Consider the following 18,980-nt stretch of genomic DNA (forward strand, 5'->3'; position numbering starts at 1 on the left):
TCGTTAAGGACAACCCATGACTAAAACAGTTTTAATAACAGGCGCCGCACATCGTATTGGTCGCGCCGTTGCGCTGGGGCTGGCTGAGGATAGCTGGAAAGTGATTATTCACTACAGCAACTCTGGTCAGGCGGCTAATGAGCTGGCCCAAAATATTACTGAGAAAGGCGGCAATGCGGTGACGCTGCAAGCGAATTTGGCTGATGCCTTAGAAACTGCAAGTCTCATTTCTCACGCTGTGGAAATTGCAGGTCCTTTATCTGCTTTAATTAATAACGCGTCGGTTTTTGAGCGCGACGAGGTAACAACTCTATCAGATGATAGCTGGGATATGCATTTGAATGTGAATTTAAAAGCACCAGCAATATTAATGCGGGACTTTGCCAAACAGGCTCAGGCAGGAAGTAATATTATTAATATTATCGACCAACGAGTCTGGCGCTTAAATCCAGACTTTATTAGCTACACGGTCTCCAAAACAGGATTATGGACACTCACTCAGACATTCGCTCAAGCATTGGCAGAACAACAGATACGCGTCAATGGTATCGGCCCCGGCCCAACCCTGGCAAACCAAAGACAAAACCCTGAGGAGTTTGAAAAACAAACACGACTAGTTCCGCTTGGTAAAGGTGCAAATCCACAAGACATTATTGATGGGGTGAGATATATATTGTCTGCACAGGCCATGACAGGCCAAATGATTGCCCTTGATGGTGGACAACACCTCGCCTGGAAAACACCGGATGTAACTGAAGTTATTGAATAACCCTGATAACCCTCATGACATTGCTTAATTGTTTCGTTTACAAAGAATTTTAATCTTATGAATAAACCCTTAGCTTCCAAACTTACCGTCACACCGGAAACGAATGTTTTTGCCAATGCGCCAGCAGGTCTGATGCATGTCTTTGTCCATGACTACAAACTAATGGCTTCGATTGGTATTCACCCTCATGAAAAAATAAATAAGCAAAACATTATTGTCTCTGTAGATTTGAGCATCGAGGATAATGCGGTTTCATCACCCGCCGATGTGCCTCAACAAATTTCTGATGTTGTGTGCTATGAAAACATCACAAACCTGATTTCTGATTTGGTGGAGCACAAACACATTGATCTGGTCGAACAACTTGCCGAAGAAATTGCTCAGCTCTGTCTTAATTTACCGCGCGTAACGCTTGCCCGCGTAAAAGTTGCCAAACCAGATGCAATAGAGACGGCAGGTTCAGTCGGTGTAACAATTGAACGCTTTAAAACTTTCTAATTAATGATTTTTTAGGATTTTTTTTAAATTGACCTAAGCAACGAGAACTAAAGCGAATTTTCTGATTATTGGGTAGTTAATCACATAGCTACTGCAACAGATTAAAAAAATTGTAAACCCCATTCTCATTAAGAAATTTTTTATTATTTTGTCTCTTGATTTTAATTTTTATAAATAAAACAATGAGTTATAAAAATGCCTAAAATTTATGCAAAGACGTGCCTCTTCAATAAATACAACAACTTGGCAGATATGATAGGGTTTTTTTCACAAACTTATCCACAGTTGTCGTGGATGCTTTTTTTGACATTTTTATCTTGGGAAATCTCTCTAAAGATACAATTTTAAAACGCCAAGAGGTATATACTGCATGAATATGCAGAACACATCAGAAACCGATCCACCGATCGGCACAAATTTGATTAAAGCCAAGGTTAAAACTCTTCCAAACGGACCGGGGGTTTATCGTATGCTTGGGTCAAATGATGATGTTTTGTATGTTGGTAAGGCAAAAAATCTTAAAAATCGTGTCTCTTCCTATACGCGCATCAGCGGTCACTCCAACCGTATCGCAAATATGATACGCCTCACGCACAATATGGAATTTATCCGCACCCAAACAGAAGCCGACGCTCTGCTTCTCGAAGCCAATCTTATCCAGAAATTTAAGCCCAGATTTAATGTCTTAATGCGGGATGATAAAAGCCTTCCTTATATTCTACTCGCAGATGATCATATTATTCCGCAAATCACCAAACATCGTGGAAGCCGAAAACGTAAAGGAGACTATTTTGGTCCCTTTGCATCTCCAGGAGCTGTAAACCGAACACTCAATACATTGCAAAAAGCTTTCCTGCTTAGATCTTGCTCTGACAGCGTTTATGATAGTCGGACACGCCCTTGCTTGCTCCATCAAATCAAGCGGTGCAGTGCGCCCTGTACGAATGAAATTTCGCCGCAAGATTATAGTCTGCTGGTTAAACAGGCACGACAATTCCTATCAGGAAGCAATCAGGATATTCAAGGTGAGCTTGCCCAGCAAATGCAAGCAGCAAGTGATGTTCAAGACTTTGAACTCGCAGCGGAATATCGAGATCGTATCCGCGCCCTAACATATATTCAATCCACCACGGATGTATTTGCACGCACTATTGAGGAAGCCGACATTATTTCGCTTGCTCAAGAAGGTGGGCAAAGCTGTATTCAGGTGTTTTTTTTCCGCGCAGGGCGCAACCTCGGCAATAAGGCTTATTTCCCCCGCCATGATAAAGACACACCATCAGAAGAAGTTTTAGAGTCATTTATTATTCAGTTTTATGAGAATAGACAGGCACCAAGAAAAATTCTGCTTAACCTCACCTTGCCCAGCAAAAGCCTTTTAGAGGAAGCACTGAGTTTAAAACAAGATTACAAAGTCAATCTGACCACACCAAAGCGAGGTGAAAAAGCTGATATTGTCGCGCATACGGAACAAAATGCGAGAGAGGCATTGGCGCGCAAATTGTCTGAAACAGCAAGCCAACAAAATCTCTTATCAGCAGTCGCTGAAACTTTCGATATTGAAGGCCCGATACGCCGCATTGAAGTTTTTGACAACAGTCACCTTGGCGGGACTAATCAGCTCGGGGGGATGATTGTCGCAACTGAGGACGGTTTTGTTAAAAATCAATATCGTAAATTCAACATCAAAAATGCAGATAGCGTCCCTGGCGATGATTATGCAATGATGCAAGAAGTTCTCACGCGGCGATATGAGCGCATGGTTCGCGAGGAAAATGCAGATAGTTCAAATCGTCCGGATCTGATTTTGATTGATGGGGGCAAGGGTCAGCTTGGCATTGCCAGAAAGGTAATGGCTGAACTTGGTCTTGATATCCCCTTAATCGGCATTGCCAAAGGGCCAGACAGAAATGCAGGCCGTGAACAATTTTTCATGCCGGGGCGTGATGTTTTTAACCTACCCCCCAATTCACCGGTATTATATTATCTCCAGCGATTGCGCGATGAGGCACATAGATTTGCTATTGGCGGACATCGCATCAAAAGAAAAAAAGATATTAGAGCGAATCCGTTAGATGATATTTCTGGTATTGGGGCAAAACGTAAAAAAGCCCTGTTGCATCATTTTGGTTCTGCTAAAGCTGTTATGCGAGCCTCATTAGCAGACCTCATCAGGGTTGAGGGTATTAGTGCTGGTATCGCACAACATATATATGATCATTTTAACGGCGAGGGTTCATAAGTGCTGAAACTTCTTCCAAACTTTCTAACGCTGTTCAGAATTTTTATGATCCCGGCTCTCGTGATTGTTTATCTCATCCCCGGGCCTTTGGGGCATTGGCTTGCCGTTTTGATATTCTACCTGGCAGCAATCACAGACTATCTTGATGGATGGCTCGCACGCAAACTTGAAGCAACCTCAGAGTTTGGGCGTATGCTTGACCCAATTGCCGATAAATTAATGGTTGTTGCGGTTATTATCATTCTTATTGAATTCAGAGATATTAACGGCATCCATACCCTCGCCGCCGGTCTCATAATTCTGAGAGAGATTTTAATCTCATGGTTTCGTGAATATTTAACAGATCGCGGTGTAACACTTGCCGTATCTCATATTGCAAAATTTAAAACCACCATACAAATGATTGCTTTGGGCATTTTACTTTTGGGTGAGGCCGGAGAGATGATAAGCCCGTTTATTCAGGAAATTGGGCTTGTGTTATTTTGGACGGCAACACTCTTTACTCTTTGGACAGCTATAGACTATCTATCCGAAGGCATGAGGCTTCTTAAAGAAAAAAATAGCTAGATGATTTATTGACCCCGGGTCAATGCCGCATAGCGTGTCATAAGGTCGAAACTAATCTCACTTGGCGTAAAACGATGTGGCCCAATCTCAGAAACAGGTGTCACCTCTGCAGCTGTACCGGTGATAAAACATTCCTCAAATCCATCAAGTTCATCAGGCATAATCACGCGCTCAATCACCTCAACGCCCTTCTCTTTCGCAAGGTCAATCACCGTTCGCCGCGTAATTCCATCAAGAAAGCAATCAGCTATCGGCGTATGAATCTTTCCGTCCTGAATGAAAAAAACGTTAGCTCCAGTCGCCTCAGCAACGTGCCCCCGATAATCATACATCAGGGCATCGGCATAACCTTTTTTTTCAGCGGCATGTTTGGAAAGCGTACAAATCATATACAGACCAGCCGCTTTGGCATGGCACGGTGCGGTTTCCGGTGAAGGCCGCTTATAGCTCGCAATATCCAGGCGGATGCCTTTTTTGATTTCGTCAGGGTTAAAATAAGAGGGCCACTCCCAGACAGCTATCGCTACATTAATTTTATTTTCCTGCGCGGATACACCCATCATTTCACTGCCACGCCAGGCAACTGGGCGGATATAGGCATTGGTGAGATTATTTATTTTTAGTGCTTCCTCACAAGCGGCATCAATGTCTTCAATGCTGTAAGGTATATCAAATCCGAGCTCCCGGGCAGAATAAAAAAGCCTTTCCGTATGCTCACGGAGTTTGAAAATTTTCCCCTCATAGGCACGCTCGCCCTCAAACACACAAGAGGCATAATGCAAACCATGTGATAAAACATGTATGCGTGCATCAGCCCACGGTACAAATTCACCGTTAAACCAAATATGACCGTCCATTTGATCGAATGAGATACCCAATCTACCCTCCACAGGTTATAATAAACCGATTGAGAAGTTGATATGTGTATCTGTAAGGGTAAAATAAGTCAACATGGCTGACATATTCTTCTCAAAATGCGGCTATGTATGACGCTTAATAAAAGGTAATTATGTCTCAGGATAATTCAGAAACTTTAAGCAAAAAACATGAAACCCCTCAAATTGGTGACATGTCGTCACTTGGCCTTCCTCAGGAATTGGTAGAAGCCGTGGAATTAATGTTTTTCGCCTATAGGGATTTTGTTTCAGACCCGGACACTATTCTTGAAAGCCACGGATTCGGGCGCGCCCATCACCGCGTATTACATTTTGTCGGACGTCGTCCGGGTATGTCAGTATCTGAATTACTCCACATTTTGTCGATTACCAAACAAAGCCTGTCACGTGTTCTGAAAGATTTGATTGAAGAAAAATACATCATCCAAGAAACCGATGAACATGACCGCCGGATAAAAAGGCTTTTATTGTCTCCCAAGGGTCAGAAGTTACATCGTAATTTGATTGATCCTCAAATCCGGCGGTTTCAGGAGTCGCTTGCAAAAAGTGAGATTGGCACATTAGAAAAATGGCAGGAATTCATGCTCCATCTTATAAATATGGAGACTAAAATTGATTTTATGGATGATACAGGAATGGATAAGTAGCCATGAGCGAACCCACCGAAGCATCCCCGCATATTCTCGTCGTTGATGATGACCGACGCATTCGCTCCCTTCTCCAGAAATTTCTCTCTGACCAAGGGTATAGAGCGAGTATTGCGGCAAATGCCGGCGAAGCTAGACGAAAACTCAGCCTCGAAATTTTTGATTTGATTGTTCTTGATGTCATGATGCCAGGGGAAACCGGTCTCGAACTGACAACCGTGCTACGCAAGGAAGCTAATTATGTGCCTATTTTAATGCTTACAGCGTTAGCGGAGGTGGATGACCGGATTGAAGGCTTACGCATTGGAGCGGATGATTATCTGCCAAAACCTTTTGAACCTACAGAGTTGCTTTTGCGTATCCGAAATATTTTACGGCGTCAGGAGTCAATGCCTAATATTGCTGATATGCCGGAAGAAATTACCTTCGGCGATTGTGTTTTCAAGCCTGAAAGAGGCGAATTGACAAAAAACGGTGAACGTGTCCCTCTCACCACACGCGAGATAGAATTAATGCGATGCTTTGCGTCTAGGGGTGGACGCATTATCCGGCGAGAAGAATTAACAGGTGATCATGAAAACATTTCTGAACGTGCCATTGATGTTCAAATCAATAGATTGCGTCGGAAAATTGAGGACACACCAAGAGACCCAATCTTCTTGCAGACAGTCCGAGGCGCTGGATATATTTTACAAACCGATTAGAATGATCCCATGATAAATTGGGCAAATTTAAGCAGCTATTTTCAGCTTAAGAACTACATGCCGTCAGGACTATATTCACGGTCACTGATGATTATCATCATCCCTATTGTTCTGATACAGATTGTTGCCGGTTATGTCTTCCTTGAGCGTCATTGGAACACTGTTACCAAACGCCTATCCCATGCCGTAATAAGTGACTTGTCATTACTGGTGGATTTACGCATGGGGGATACCCAGACAGATGATGAGGAACTTATCAGGCTTGCAGATGAAAGTTTTGAGATGAGCATCGCATTTTTGCCAGGCGAAACATTACCTGAACCTGTGCCGCGCCCATTTGTAGATCTTCTTGATGACTCTCTTTCTGATGAAATTGAAAATCTGGTTGGACGCCCTTTCTGGCTGGATACAGTTTCCGTCGGTAATTATGTGGATGTGCGCCTTCAACTTCCCGGTGAAGTGATGCGCGCACTGGTCCTTAAAAGTAAGGTATACGCAACAAATTCACATATATTTATTGTTTGGATGACGGGTACGTCTTTATTTCTACTCGCGGTTTCGATTATTTTTCTACGTAACCAAATCCGCCCGATTGAAAATCTGGCCGAGGCGGCTGAAAGCTTTGGTCGAGGCCGTGATATACAAGATTTCAAACCGTCCGGTGCCTCTGAAGTCCGGCAAGCGGCATCAGCTTTTTTGGACATGCGAGATCGTATCAAAGCACAAATTGAACAAAGAACCACGATGCTTGCCGGTGTGAGCCATGATTTAAGAACGCCACTGACACGATTAAAACTGCAACTCGCTATGCTGCCGCGCTCACCAGAAATTCTGGGGCTGGAAAAAGATATCATTGAAATGGAAGACATGCTTGAGGATTATCTATCTTTCGCTAAGGGCTTTCAGGGCGAAAAAAGCCTTGAGATTAATATTCGCAATCTACTGGAAGAAATTCGTGAAAGTGCGAAACTTCGCAAACCAGACACCGATATATTTCTTGCATGCCCGCCAACTTTACATTTCAAAGTAAAACGCCGTGCCTTTAAAAGGTGCCTCACGAACCTCGTCAATAATGCCTGTAACCATGCTGAAGAAGTCCGTATCATTGTAAAAATAGAAGATGAAAGCCTGAATATTATTATTTCAGATAATGGCCCTGGTATTCCCGAAGAGTCCATGGATCAGGTTTTTAGACCATTCTTCCGTCTGGATCAGGCGCGGAATGCAGAGACTGGTGGTACAGGTCTTGGGCTTTCTGTTGCACGCGATGTAGCACGCGGACATGGCGGGGATATTTATCTGTCAAAAGGAACACAAGGCGGCCTAGAGGCCACTGTATCTGTGCCAGCTTGAGCTAGATTTTGGATAATTCTTCTGATCGTTTTTTTGCCGCTTTAACAGCCTCCAGCATGATTGACTGCAACCCTGCGTCAGCCATCAGCACATCCAATGCCGCTTGCGTTGTCCCACCTTTTGAGGTTACATTCTCGCGCAATTGAGCCGCATTTTCCGTAGAACTCTCCAATAATGCTGCTGAGCCTATAATCGTCTTTCGGGCAAATGTTTCTGCCATTTCGGGCGCAAAACCAATATCTATTGCCGCCGCTGTCAGTGCCTCAACAAAATGAAACAGATAGGCAGGACCACTACCGCTCACTGCTGTGACAGAGTCCATCATGGACTCATTCTCAACCCAGACAACCTCCCCGACAGCCTGCATCAGGCTTGTAGCGACGTTTTTATGGGCATCAGAAATATCATCAGCCGCACATAATGCCGTCAGTCCCTGACTGACGGTTGCCGGCGTATTAGGCATGGCACGAACAATACTCCGTTTGGGCAACGCATTTTGCAAGGCTTCAATCGAAATTCCCGCCAGAATGGAAATAACCATCGCTTCGGGATGAATATTGGCTTGGTGTTCGTCAAGAACCTCGCGGTAATTTTGCGGCTTTACGGCAAGAATAACGGTCTGACTTTCATTAATAGTTACCGTGGACGGATTCGGGTCAATTGGTAATGATCTGAGCGCATCTGAGGGGAAATTCTCCAGCACTTCAATTGAGGTAAAGTCTGAGGCGAGCCAGCCTTTAAGCATGGCCTGACCCATTTTGCCAGCACCGATAAGGAGTATTGGCGTGCTATTAGGCATCGCCCTTGGTTTCAAACATGCAGACCTCAAGGGCTCTCTGAGCGTCATGTCCTGCCCAAATGAGATATTGGAAAGCGGGGAAGAATTGCTCACAAGTCGTCACAGCATGATTTAACAGCCCCTCACATTGCGTTTCACTGAGGCCTTCGCCGCTAACCATCAGTGTGTTTCGGAATAAAACCGCGCCGTCGCCAGACCAAATATCAAAATGTCCAAGCCATAATTGCTCATTAATTTGCGCAATCAGGTCGCAAACATCATTTCTTTTTGCTGTTGGTACTTTCGTGTCCAGAACACAGGCCAGATGCAGTCCACCTAAATCTGAACGCCAACTAATCGCCATATGCAAATCGCAATATTTACCTGAGACACAAATATTCATGTCATCTTCGGTCCCGCGCTCGCTCGGCCACTCATAGGCAGCCGCCAGCTTTTCCATAGCGTCTATGGGGTGTTCGGAGATTTGGATGTCTTGAGCTTCAGCTAGGATCATAATTATCGCCTGTTATTTCTGTTGCACATAATGCCGGTTAGCTGGTTTTGCAGTTGAATTGTATGCTTCTACCAGATTTAGTGGGTCATTTAGACTTCACCCACAAGATGACAGTGCCTGATTCACAGTAACGATAAAAGGGGCAATCACTCAGAAGATGACTTCTTTGCTGTTGACGGTTTTTTTCGAGTCACTTTTTTAACTGTTGAAGGGCTTTCTTTAGCCAAACCACGCTCAAGTTCTTCAAGACGCTTAGTCAAAGCTTCATTTTCTTGACGCGCTTGTTGCGCCATCTCGGCAACAACATCAAATTCTTCACGAGATACCAAATCAAGCTTACGAATAGTGGTTTCCAGCCGCGAACGCATCAATGAAGCGGCTTCCTCTTGCATGCCTTGGGCAGTCCCCACAGCACCCATCATAAGTTTGACAAAATCATCAACAATTTTTTCACGTGCCTGACTCATTGGCTTGCCTATCCATTAGAGCTAAATATCTTATTTTCATGATATAACAAATATTGATGTAAACCCCAAATAAAAGCCGGACTCAGACCCCTACCGCAGAAACTTGAACAAAAAGAGTGATAGAATGCCATTTCCTGATATTGATCCGATAATTTTCCAAATAGGCCCATTTGCTTTACGCTGGTATGCATTGGCTTATATGATCGGTCTTATTGGAGGCTGGTATTACATGCTGTCTCTTGCGCCAAATACATCCATTTATGAACAATATGACAAAGACGAAGCTTCTCCGCTGGATGATTTACTCCTCTGGCTAACCATCGGCACCATTCTTGGGGGACGGCTTGGATATGTCATATTTTATAACCCCGGCTATTACCTTGACAACCCCGGACAAATTCTTGCGGTCTGGGAGGGAGGCATGGCCTTTCATGGCGGTTTTCTCGGGGTGACTATTGCGGTACTGATCTACGCCTATAAGCACAACATCAACCCGTTATCGCTGGGTGACTTAATCGCTTCGGCTACACCCATAGGATTATTCTTTGGACGGATTGCCAATTTTATCAATAGCGAATTATGGGGACGACAAACCGAATTTACCCTTGGTGTTATTTTTCCAAATGGTGGCCCCCTACCGCGACACCCTAGTCAACTTTACGAAGCATTTTTAGAGGGATTACTGCTTTTTATAGTGCTGGCTTTTCTTTGCCGGCGCACAAATGCCCCACAAAAGCCGGGCCTCATAATGGGTATATTTATCGCCGGTTATGGCCTGTCACGCATGATTGTCGAGCAATTTTTCCGCGAACCTGACGCGCATATAGGGTATCTCGTAGGCGGAACGACGATGGGTTTCTGGCTATCTCTGCCCATGCTGATTGCCGGATTATTTTTTGTTTATCTCGCAACCCGGAAAAGACAGCAAATCAAATCAGATGAATGAGCTCAAACAAATTATCATTGAGGAAATTCGCGCAAACGGGCCGATGCCGCTTGAAGATTATATGGCGCGCGCACTCGGGGATAACACGCACGGTTATTACACAAAAAAAGATCCATTCGGCAAAAAAGGAGATTTTATCACTGCACCTGAAACCAGTCAGGTTTTCGGCGAGTTGATCGGCCTATGGGGGCTAGACTTCTGGATAAACTCTGGTTCATGGTCGAATTTCAATTTAGTAGAACTCGGCCCCGGGCGCGGCACGCTCATACGCGATATCACTAATGCAGTAAAGGGACACCCTACCTACCTGCAATCTGCCCGCCTACATCTGCTAGAAACCAGCCCTGTATTAAGAGACCTGCAAAACCGAACTCTCTCTCATATCACTCGTGAGAAATCCGCCTGTCAGTGGCATGAAAATATCGATGATTTAATTGAGGCCTGTCATGGCATGCCTGTGATTATTTATGCCAATGAATTTTTTGATGCTCTTCCTATTCGCCAATATGTACAAGAAAATGACTCATGGGCTCTGAGATGTGTTGATGTGGAAGACAATGAACTTGTTCCAATAACCTCCAAAGATAGATTGCTCACGGAACACCTACCGGCAGCGCAGAACTTTTCGCACGGAGATATTTTAGAAACGACGCCTTTAGCCGAGTCCATTGTGATGCAACTCGCCAACTATATTACTAAATATGGTGGCGCACTTTTGATGATTGATTATGGCTACACAAAAAATCAACCAGGCGACACGTTCCAAGCATTGTCCGACCATCGGACTGTTTCACCCTATAAAAGCCCAGGAGATGCAGACCTCACAGCCCATGTGAATTTTAAACGCCTTGCTGATATAGCAGAGGATACATCCTGCAAAAGTTTAGGCCCTGTCTCGCAAAGAAACTTTCTTTTATCCCTTGGACTGGAACAACGCTTTGAAAGCTTAAGCCTAAACGCCACTACCCAACAGAAAATTGATTTACTTGCGGCACGTAATCGGCTTATTGGCGTCGATCAAATGGGTGTGCTTTTCAATGTACTTGCGGTTACAAAATCTGATGCGGCATTACCTGCAGGATTTGAAGAAATATCAAGGGATGTTTTATGACAGCACCACCTTTTCTCACTGATGCGCTTTTAACACCAACAAGTCACGGATTCTTTGGACGCCAAGGCGGTGTTTCTAGCGGTTTATATGACAGCTTAAATGTCGGCCTCGGCTCCAATGATAGAAAAGAGAACATCACCATCAACCGCCAGAGGGTTGCAACAAGTCTTAATGCACAATGCCTGATTACAGGATATCAGACCCATAGCAATAAGGTCTCAGAGGTGTTGACTGCTGACGACAAGCCTGAAGCGGATGCCTTATTCACAAAAGAAAAAGGGATAGCATTGGGTGTGTTATCCGCTGACTGCGTACCGGTTCTTATAAGCGGGAGTATAGGCGGTCATAAAACAGACATCATCGCCACAGCCCATGCAGGCTGGAAAGGGGCAATAGCCGGTATAATTGAAAACCTTGTAACCACTCTTAAAGCCGAGGAGGTTCATCCCGACAGCATGAAAGCCATTATTGGCCCTGCCATATCCCAAGCGGCTTATCAGGTCGGTATTAATGTTTATGAAAAAGTCATTGCAGTGGATCCATCGGCGAGAGAGTTATTCTTGCCCGAAACGGAACATGAGAAGTTTTTGTTTAATCTCCCTGCTTTTGTTAAGACCAGAATAAAAGCCGCGGGCGTTATGCAAATTTCACATTTAGATATTTGTACTTATTTAAACCCAGACACCTATTTTTCCTATCGTCGTGCAACGCATCAAAAAGAATCAGATTATGGGCGTCAAATATCAGCCATAGCCCTGACTTAGTTTTATTTTTAGAAAATTTTTTTGATTTTCAAAAAAATGGGGTTACACAGGTCGCTCTGCTTTGTTACAAAAACGTGTCAAAGGATTCTGTGGGAAGAAGCCATGAAGTTAGTCGCCGGAAACAGTAATCGTCCACTCGCTGAAGCAATCGCGAAATATCTAAATATACCTCTAACAAAATCAGATATCAGGCGGTTTGCTGATGAAGAAGTTTTTGTAGAGATACAAGAAAATGTTCGCGGTGAAGATGTTTTCATCATTCAATCCACATCCTTTCCGGCTAATGACAATCTCATGGAATTATTAATTACCATAGACGCTTTAAGACGCGCATCCGCCCGTCGTATAACAGCTGTCATTCCCTATTTTGGTTATGCGCGGCAAGATCGCAAGCCTGGCCCTCGGACACCTATTTCAGCTAAGCTGGTCGCCAATCTCATTGAAGCTGCAGGCGCGGATAGAGTCCTCACGCTTGATTTACATGCCGGACAGATTCAAGGGTTTTTTGATATTCCGACAGACAATCTTTTCGGCGCGCCGGTTTTTGTTGAGGATATTCAATCCCGGTTTAATGGTGATGATTTAATGGTGGTTTCACCTGATGTCGGCGGTGTTGTTCGCACCCGCGCACTGGGCAAACGCATTAATGCCGATTTGGCGATTGTCGATAAGAGACGCGAAAGGGCCGGTGAGTCGGAAGTCATGAATATTATTGGTGATGTAAATGGGCGTAAGTGTTTACTTGTTGATGATATCGTAGATAGTGCGGGCACTTTGTGTAATGCAGCCGCAGCTTTGATGGATAATGGTGCTTCGAGTGTTTCTGCTTATGTTACCCATGGGGTGCTATCAGGCGCAGCAACAGAACGTGTAAATAATTCCGTTATGGAAAAATTGCTCATCACTGACTCTATTCAGCCCTCAGAGGATGTGATTAATAGCGACAAGTTTTCTGTCATCACCATAGCCCCCCTTATTGGCGAAGCCATGCTCAGAACAACAGAAGAGCGCTCGGTTTCAAGCCTATTCGATTAAAAAACCCGCCGAAGCGGGTTAATTAAAATAATCTAATTTCTGGAATAATATTCAACCACAAGGTTCGGTTCCATCTGAACTGGATATGGAACATCTGCGAGTTGTGGAACGCGGGTAATGCTGGCTGTCATTTTGTTATGATCCACATCCAGGTAATCGGGTGTGTCGCGCTCGGGGCTTTGAATAGCTTCAAGGACAAGCGCAATATTGCGGGACTTATCACGCACCTGAACAACATCGCCAGGCTTCAGGCGTGCGCTAGGTATATTACAACGACGACCATTTACCATCACGTGACCGTGATTAACAAATTGACGTGCAGCAAAAACCGTTGGGACGAATTTTGCACGATAAATGATTGCATCAAGACGTTGCTCAAGAAGACCAACAAGATTTTCACTCGTATCGCCCTTTAAGCGTGAGGCCTCAGCATATATGCCGCGAAACTGTTTCTCAGTGATATTACCGTAATGGCCCTTGAGTTTTTGCTTTGCACGCAATTGCAGACCAAAGTCAGAAAGTTTACCACGACGATTTTGACCATGCTGTCCTGGACCATAATCACGTCTGTTCACAGGGCTTTTGGGGCGACCCCAGATATTCTCGCCCATACGGCGGTCAATTTTATATTTAGCACTAATCCGCTTGCTCATGCGGGAAAATCCTTTGCGTCGTCAAACCAATTTAAGAAAATAAGCTTAGAAGAAAACTCTTCTATAATGAGCGCGGAGTATAGCCAGCTTCACAGAACTGTCAAACCATAAGGTTTGATTTATGTGAATTTTTTTATCCGTCATTTTTGGTCGCCCGGATCGGGGTCTCCGCGTGAAATTGCAAGCACCCGCGCTTTCATTTCACTGTCTTTTGCCCCCCTCGGCCAACGCAATAAAGCATTTATCATTCCCCTAAAAGTGCGAACATCCTGCTCCGTCATTTTTGTTCGCATCAGCATATTTCTTATATTACGGGCCATCGCAGGTTTTTTCTCAGGCGGCGCAAGAAACCCTGCCTCATCAAGAGCGTTTTCCAGATGTGTGAACATACCTGATAACTCACCCCGATTTGCAGGTCGTGTATCAGTCATTAATAACACCTCCGCCGCCGTATCATCCTTATAATTGGACCAAACATAAGACATCAGCAAAACCGCTTGCGCAAGATTAAGAGATGAGAAGTCAGGATTAAGGGGCACAGTGCATATCGCATCGCATAGAGAGATATCATCATTATCAAGACCGGTTCTCTCGGGGCCGAACATCAAACCGCTTTTCACACCTTCTGCGGCATGAGAATACATCTCTTCAGCCGTTTTTTCAGGTGTCAAAACTGTCTTTACCATATCGCGGCTCCGGGCCGTCGTCGCCACAATATAACCAAGGTCTGCAATGGCTTCCGCGGTTGTCGTAAATGTTTTTCTGTTTTCAACCACCTTATCAGCTCCGGCAGAAGCTTTAATGGCTCTATCCACATCCCAACCATGACGTGGATTAACTAAACGCAAATCCTCAAGCCCGAAATTGAGCATTGCACGAGCAACAGTACCGATATTTTCCCCCAGCTGAGGACCGATTAAAATGACTGCAGGCTTCATAAAAACATCCGACTTTCCACTCATTAAGGTAATTAAGCATCCGCAATGTATAATTTTTTATCACCTGAGACAAAATACCCATCAAATAAATCAATGCAGGTCTTTTATATAACCCAAACCTCTGCTATGCCTGAGCTTAATTCATAAGGCATTGAGGGTTAACTATGTCAAAAATCAAGGTTGAAAATCCTGTCATTGAGATTGATGGGGATGAAATGACCAGAATTATCTGGCAACTCATAAAAGATAAGCTCATCTTACCATATCTCGACATAGACTTAAAATATTACGACCTGTCAGTTCAGGTGCGTGATGACACTAAGGACCAAATTACAATTGATGCGGCAGAAGCCATCAAAGAGTACGGTGTCGGTGTCAAATGCGCGACCATCACACCGGATGAAGCGCGTGTTGAAGAATTTAACCTCAAAGAAATGTGGCGGTCTCCTAACGGTACCATTAGAAACATTCTAGGCGGCACAGTATTCCGTGAACCAATAATTTGTAAAAATGTACCGCGCCTCGTGCCGGGTTGGACAGACCCAATTGTTATTGGACGTCACGCATTTGGCGATCAATACCGCGCAACAGATTTTGTTGTCCCCGGCAAAGGTAAGCTCAAAATCAGTTGGGAATCCGAAGATGGCAGCGAAAAAATTGAAAGAGATGTTTTTGATTTCCCCGGCGGGGGTATTGCTATGGCAATGTATAATCTTGATGAGTCTATACGGGATTTTGCACGCGCAAGCATGAATTATGGCTTAAACAGAAATTGGCCAGTCTATCTGTCTACAAAAAACACTATCCTGAAAGCTTATGACGGACGTTTCAAAGATCTATTTCAGGAAGTTTTTGACGCAGAGTTTAAGGATAAATTTGAAGCCAATGGCATCACCTATGAGCATCGCCTGATTGACGACATGGTCGCCGCAGCGCTCAAATGGAACGGTAAATTTGTCTGGGCGTGTAAAAACTATGATGGTGACGTTCAATCCGACACTGTCGCCCAGGGATTTGGTTCTCTCGGTTTGATGACTTCAACCCTTCTAACGCCAAATGGTAAAACGATGGAAGCCGAAGCGGCACACGGAACTGTGACACGTCACTTTAGGGCCCATGAACGCGGCGAAGAAACATCAACAAATTCAATTGCATCAATATTTGCTTGGACACGTGGCCTCATTAAGCGTGGTGAAATTGACGGCAATGAGGCGTTGATTAATTTCGCTCAGACGCTTGAAAAAGTGTGTGTTAGCACTGTTGAAAGCGGTCACATGACTAAAGATTTGGCGTTGCTTGTCGGGCCACAGCAAAATTGGCTCAGCACGACGGCATTTCTGGATAAAATTGACAGCAATTTGCAAAAAGCCCTCAGCTAAATCTATTTGCTGATTTCATACCGGCTTTATTTAAAGACTTGCTTTGATGGCGTCCAAGGCTTCAGGGGCAGCAGCCGTGTATGATCCCCCTGCTTGAGCCATATCAGGGCGCCCACCGCCGCCCTTGCCGCCAAGTTTATCAGCACCAAGACGCACCAAAGATACCGCGTCAAACCTTTCCGTCAGGTCTTTAGTCACGCCTACAGCGATACCGACCTTTCCTTCATCTATGCCGATAAAGACAACCACCCCACTGTCTATTTGTTTTTTGCCTTCATCAACAAGGCCACGCAATTCTTTTGCGGGGAGACCCTGCACAATTTTACCGAGAAATTTTGTGCCATTAATTTCTGTAATATCGTCTTGCGTATCGGTATCTATCATTTGGCCGCCACCAAGCGCTAAAGTCTTTTTGGCTTCGGCTAATTCGCGTTCAAGACGTTTTTTCTCATCCAGCAAACCAGCAATGCGGTTCGGTAAATCTTTCTGACCGGCCTTTAAAATACCCGCAATATCACCCAGCACACCTTCCTGCTCTTTCAGATAATGCCGTGCAGCATGACCCGTCATAGCTTCAATACGTCTAACACCCGATGCAACCGCCATTTCCTGCGTAATGGCAAAAAGGCCAATATCACCCAGCCGATTGACATGTGTGCCCCCGCATAATTCTACTGAATAATGCCCACCGCGATTATCCGCATCACCATCCTCGCCCATTGCTAGAACGCGCACCTCATCGCCGTATTTTTCCCCGAACAACGCCAGCGCCCCAGCTTCGATTGCTTCCTCTGGTGTCATAAGACGGGTGCTGACTTGATGATTGGATAGAATGACAGCATTAACAATATCTTCAACTTGTTTAATGTCTTCATCAGTCATCGCCTTTGGATGGCTGAAATCAAATCGAAGATAAGCAGCTTCAACCAATGATCCCTTTTGAGTAACGTGATCACCAAGAACCCGCCTTAAGGCTTCATGTAACAAATGCGTGGCGGAGTGATTAGAGCGTATCTCAGTACGTCGGCTGTCATCAATTGCAAGATGTACCACATCACCAACAGCAAGCTCCCCAGACTGAACATCACCAATATGAACATGCATATCGCCAAGTTTCTTCAATGTATTGGTCACAGCCATCGACGCAGAGTTTTCAGACTTGATAATGCCTTGATCTCCCGCTTGCCCGCCGCTTTCAGCATAAAACGGGGTTTGATTAACGATGATGGAGGCTTCTTGCCCAGCATGTACGCGGTCAGTTGGCACACCGTCTAAGATGATAGCAGATATTTTAGCTTCGGCCTCTGCACCTTGGTAACCGACAAATTCTGTCATGCCTGTATCTTGTCGTATATCGTACCAAATTGTTTCGGTTGCCGTTTCACCCGAACCTGACCAGTTGGCGCGCGCTTCTGCCCGTTGTTTTTCCATGGCTGTCTCGAAGCCCGCTTCATCTACGCTAAGTCCGCGCTCGCGTAAGGCGTCTTGCGTTAAATCAAGTGGAAAGCCATACGTATCGTAAAGTTTAAAAGCAATATCGCCGGGCAAAATCTTACCATTTAAATCTTCAAGCGCATCATCAAGCAATTTTAAACCGCGTGTCAGGGTTTCCCTAAAACGTTCTTCCTCATGTTTGAGCGTTTCCGTTATCAACGCACCGGCTCTTTCAAGTTCAGGATAGGCAGCCGCCATCTGGCTTTTAAGCGCAGGTAATAATTTCCACATATGCGGTTCAGAAGTACCGAGCAACTGAGCATGGCGCATAGCTCGTCGCATAATTCGGCGTAATACATAACCGCGCCCTTCATTCGACGGCAAAACACCGTCCGCGATTAAAAAAGCCGCACTGCGTAAATGGTCAGCAATAACCCTATGACTTACCTTATGCACACCATCTGCTGCCTGGTCGCTAAAATCTGCAGATGCGGCAATGAGATGCTGCATCAAATCAGTATCGTAATTGTCATGTTTGCCTTGAAGCAGCGCGCCAATACGCTCGAGCCCCATCCCCGTATCAATAGACGGCTTGGGAAGATCGGTGCGCGTACCATCTACATGTTGCTCAAATTGCATGAAGACAAGATTCCAAATTTCTATAAATCTGTCCCCATCTTCATCGGGGCTACCTGGTGGCCCACCGGCTATTTCCGGTCCGTGATCGAAGAATATTTCAGAACACGGTCCACATGGTCCCGTATCCCCCATAGACCAAAAATTGTCAGATGTAGCGATGGGAATAATCCGATCATCACTTAGACCAGCAATTTTCTTCCAAAGCGTTTTAGCTTCTTCATCTTCGGCATATACCGTAACCAACAGTTTTTCTTCAGCAATTTGAAGCTCTTTAGTCAAAAACTGCCAGGCGTAATTAATAGCATCTTCTTTGAAGTAATCCCCAAAGGAAAAGTTACCCAGCATTTCAAAGAAAGTATGATGGCGCGCAGTATAACCCACATTATCGAGGTCGTTATGCTTACCCCCTGCACGCACACATTTTTGAGATGTCACCACACGTTGATACGGTGAGACTTCTTGGCCCGTGAAAAAATTCTTGAAAGGAACCATACCGGCATTGGTGAAGAGTAATGTCGGATCATTCAAAGGTACAAGCGGACTGGATGCGAGAACCTTGTGGTCCTGCAGCTCAAAATATTCAAGAAATGATTTACGGATGTCCGCCAAGCCAAGTGACATTTTATTCTCCCACTAGGTTTGTAAC

The 18,980-nt window shown here is 44.8% G+C and carries 19 protein-coding genes; 12 read left to right on the forward strand and 7 right to left on the reverse strand.

From position 1 onward, the window contains the following. Positions 1-16: 16 nt before the first annotated feature. The 4 genes from RS24_RS02805 (at position 17) to pgsA (ending at position 4,076) form a co-directional block, all read left to right on the forward strand. Positions 17-769, forward strand: a complete 753-nt coding sequence (locus RS24_RS02805) for an SDR family oxidoreductase (RefSeq protein WP_021776665.1) — start codon at positions 17-19, stop codon at positions 767-769. A 57-nt stretch (positions 770-826) separates the two neighbouring features. Further along, complete coding sequence (gene folB, locus RS24_RS02810) at positions 827-1,267, forward strand: dihydroneopterin aldolase (RefSeq protein ID WP_021776666.1); 441 nt, start codon at positions 827-829, stop codon at positions 1,265-1,267. A gap of 370 nt (positions 1,268-1,637) precedes the next feature. After that, on the forward strand, positions 1,638-3,509 hold the full coding sequence (uvrC, locus tag RS24_RS02815) for an excinuclease ABC subunit UvrC (protein WP_021776667.1): 1,872 nt from the start codon (positions 1,638-1,640) through the stop codon (positions 3,507-3,509). Continuing rightward, the gene (gene pgsA, locus RS24_RS02820) at positions 3,510-4,076 is read left to right on the forward strand and encodes a CDP-diacylglycerol--glycerol-3-phosphate 3-phosphatidyltransferase (protein ID WP_021776668.1); all 567 of its coding nucleotides are present in this window, start codon (positions 3,510-3,512) and stop codon (positions 4,074-4,076) included. 5 nt (positions 4,077-4,081) lie between these two features. Here the strand turns inward: pgsA and RS24_RS02825 are convergent, their stop codons facing one another. After that, a complete protein-coding gene (locus RS24_RS02825; protein ID WP_021776669.1) occupies positions 4,082-4,954 on the reverse strand; it encodes a branched-chain amino acid aminotransferase in 873 nt (290 codons plus the stop codon). A gap of 131 nt (positions 4,955-5,085) precedes the next feature. On the opposite strand from RS24_RS02825, the gene RS24_RS02830 reads away from it, so the two are divergent. From RS24_RS02830 to RS24_RS02840, 3 genes are read left to right on the forward strand one after another with little or no spacing between them, the layout of a single operon-like run. Next, complete coding sequence (locus RS24_RS02830) at positions 5,086-5,619, forward strand: MarR family winged helix-turn-helix transcriptional regulator (RefSeq protein ID WP_021776670.1); 534 nt, start codon at positions 5,086-5,088, stop codon at positions 5,617-5,619. Positions 5,620-5,621: 2 nt separating this feature from the next. Continuing rightward, entirely contained in the window at positions 5,622-6,323 is a 702-nt protein-coding gene (locus RS24_RS02835) for a response regulator (RefSeq protein WP_021776671.1), read from the forward strand. A 57-nt stretch (positions 6,324-6,380) separates the two neighbouring features. Continuing rightward, a complete protein-coding gene (locus tag RS24_RS02840) occupies positions 6,381-7,676 on the forward strand; it encodes an ATP-binding protein (RefSeq protein ID WP_021776672.1) in 1,296 nt (431 codons plus the stop codon). Position 7,677: 1 nt separating this feature from the next. On the opposite strand, the gene proC is transcribed toward RS24_RS02840, so the two are convergent. The 3 genes from proC to RS24_RS02855 form a co-directional block, all read right to left on the reverse strand. Then, on the reverse strand, positions 7,678-8,475 hold the full coding sequence (gene proC / locus RS24_RS02845; RefSeq protein WP_021776673.1) for a pyrroline-5-carboxylate reductase: 798 nt from the start codon (positions 8,473-8,475) through the stop codon (positions 7,678-7,680). Beyond that, the gene (locus RS24_RS02850) at positions 8,468-8,968 is read right to left on the reverse strand and encodes a type III secretion system chaperone family protein (protein WP_021776674.1); all 501 of its coding nucleotides are present in this window, start codon (positions 8,966-8,968) and stop codon (positions 8,468-8,470) included. The genes proC and RS24_RS02850 overlap by 8 nt, the downstream gene beginning before the upstream one ends. A gap of 146 nt (positions 8,969-9,114) precedes the next feature. Then, complete coding sequence (locus tag RS24_RS02855) at positions 9,115-9,435, reverse strand: accessory factor UbiK family protein (RefSeq protein ID WP_021776675.1); 321 nt, start codon at positions 9,433-9,435, stop codon at positions 9,115-9,117. A 124-nt stretch (positions 9,436-9,559) separates the two neighbouring features. On the opposite strand from RS24_RS02855, the gene lgt reads away from it, so the two are divergent. The 4 genes from lgt to RS24_RS02875 all read left to right on the forward strand — a co-directional run bounded on the left by lgt (position 9,560) and on the right by RS24_RS02875 (position 13,291). Continuing rightward, complete coding sequence (gene lgt / locus RS24_RS02860) at positions 9,560-10,381, forward strand: prolipoprotein diacylglyceryl transferase (protein WP_021776676.1); 822 nt, start codon at positions 9,560-9,562, stop codon at positions 10,379-10,381. Further along, positions 10,332-11,492 carry a class I SAM-dependent methyltransferase gene (locus RS24_RS02865; protein WP_204365696.1) on the forward strand — a complete coding sequence of 387 codons (1,161 nt, stop codon included), beginning with the start codon at positions 10,332-10,334 and terminating at the stop codon, positions 11,490-11,492. The genes lgt and RS24_RS02865 overlap by 50 nt, the downstream gene beginning before the upstream one ends. Next, positions 11,489-12,256, forward strand: a complete 768-nt coding sequence (gene pgeF / locus RS24_RS02870) for a peptidoglycan editing factor PgeF (RefSeq protein WP_021776678.1) — start codon at positions 11,489-11,491, stop codon at positions 12,254-12,256. Before RS24_RS02865 ends, pgeF begins: the two co-directional genes overlap by 4 nt. Before the next feature lie 102 nt (positions 12,257-12,358). Beyond that, positions 12,359-13,291, forward strand: a complete 933-nt coding sequence (locus RS24_RS02875) for a ribose-phosphate pyrophosphokinase (RefSeq protein WP_021776679.1) — start codon at positions 12,359-12,361, stop codon at positions 13,289-13,291. Between the two features lie 32 nt (positions 13,292-13,323). Here RS24_RS02875 and rpsD read toward each other — a convergent pair whose 3' ends face one another. Together rpsD and RS24_RS02885 are read right to left on the reverse strand one after the other, a co-directional pair. Further along, on the reverse strand, positions 13,324-13,944 hold the full coding sequence (rpsD, locus tag RS24_RS02880; RefSeq protein ID WP_021776680.1) for a 30S ribosomal protein S4: 621 nt from the start codon (positions 13,942-13,944) through the stop codon (positions 13,324-13,326). Between the two features lie 140 nt (positions 13,945-14,084). Next, complete coding sequence (locus tag RS24_RS02885; protein WP_021776681.1) at positions 14,085-14,882, reverse strand: RNA methyltransferase; 798 nt, start codon at positions 14,880-14,882, stop codon at positions 14,085-14,087. A gap of 164 nt (positions 14,883-15,046) precedes the next feature. Between RS24_RS02885 and RS24_RS02890 the strand changes: the two genes are divergently transcribed. Then, complete coding sequence (locus tag RS24_RS02890) at positions 15,047-16,261, forward strand: NADP-dependent isocitrate dehydrogenase (protein WP_021776682.1); 1,215 nt, start codon at positions 15,047-15,049, stop codon at positions 16,259-16,261. A 30-nt stretch (positions 16,262-16,291) separates the two neighbouring features. On the opposite strand, the gene alaS is transcribed toward RS24_RS02890, so the two are convergent. Then, positions 16,292-18,955, reverse strand: coding sequence for an alanine--tRNA ligase (alaS, locus tag RS24_RS02895; protein ID WP_021776683.1), 2,664 nt, complete (start codon positions 18,953-18,955; stop codon positions 16,292-16,294). Positions 18,956-18,980: the final 25 nt, after the last annotated feature.

The sequence above is a fragment of the Candidatus Micropelagos thuwalensis genome, from assembly GCF_000469155.1.
GTDB classification, from domain to species: Bacteria; Pseudomonadota; Alphaproteobacteria; order RS24; family RS24; genus Micropelagius; species Micropelagius thuwalensis.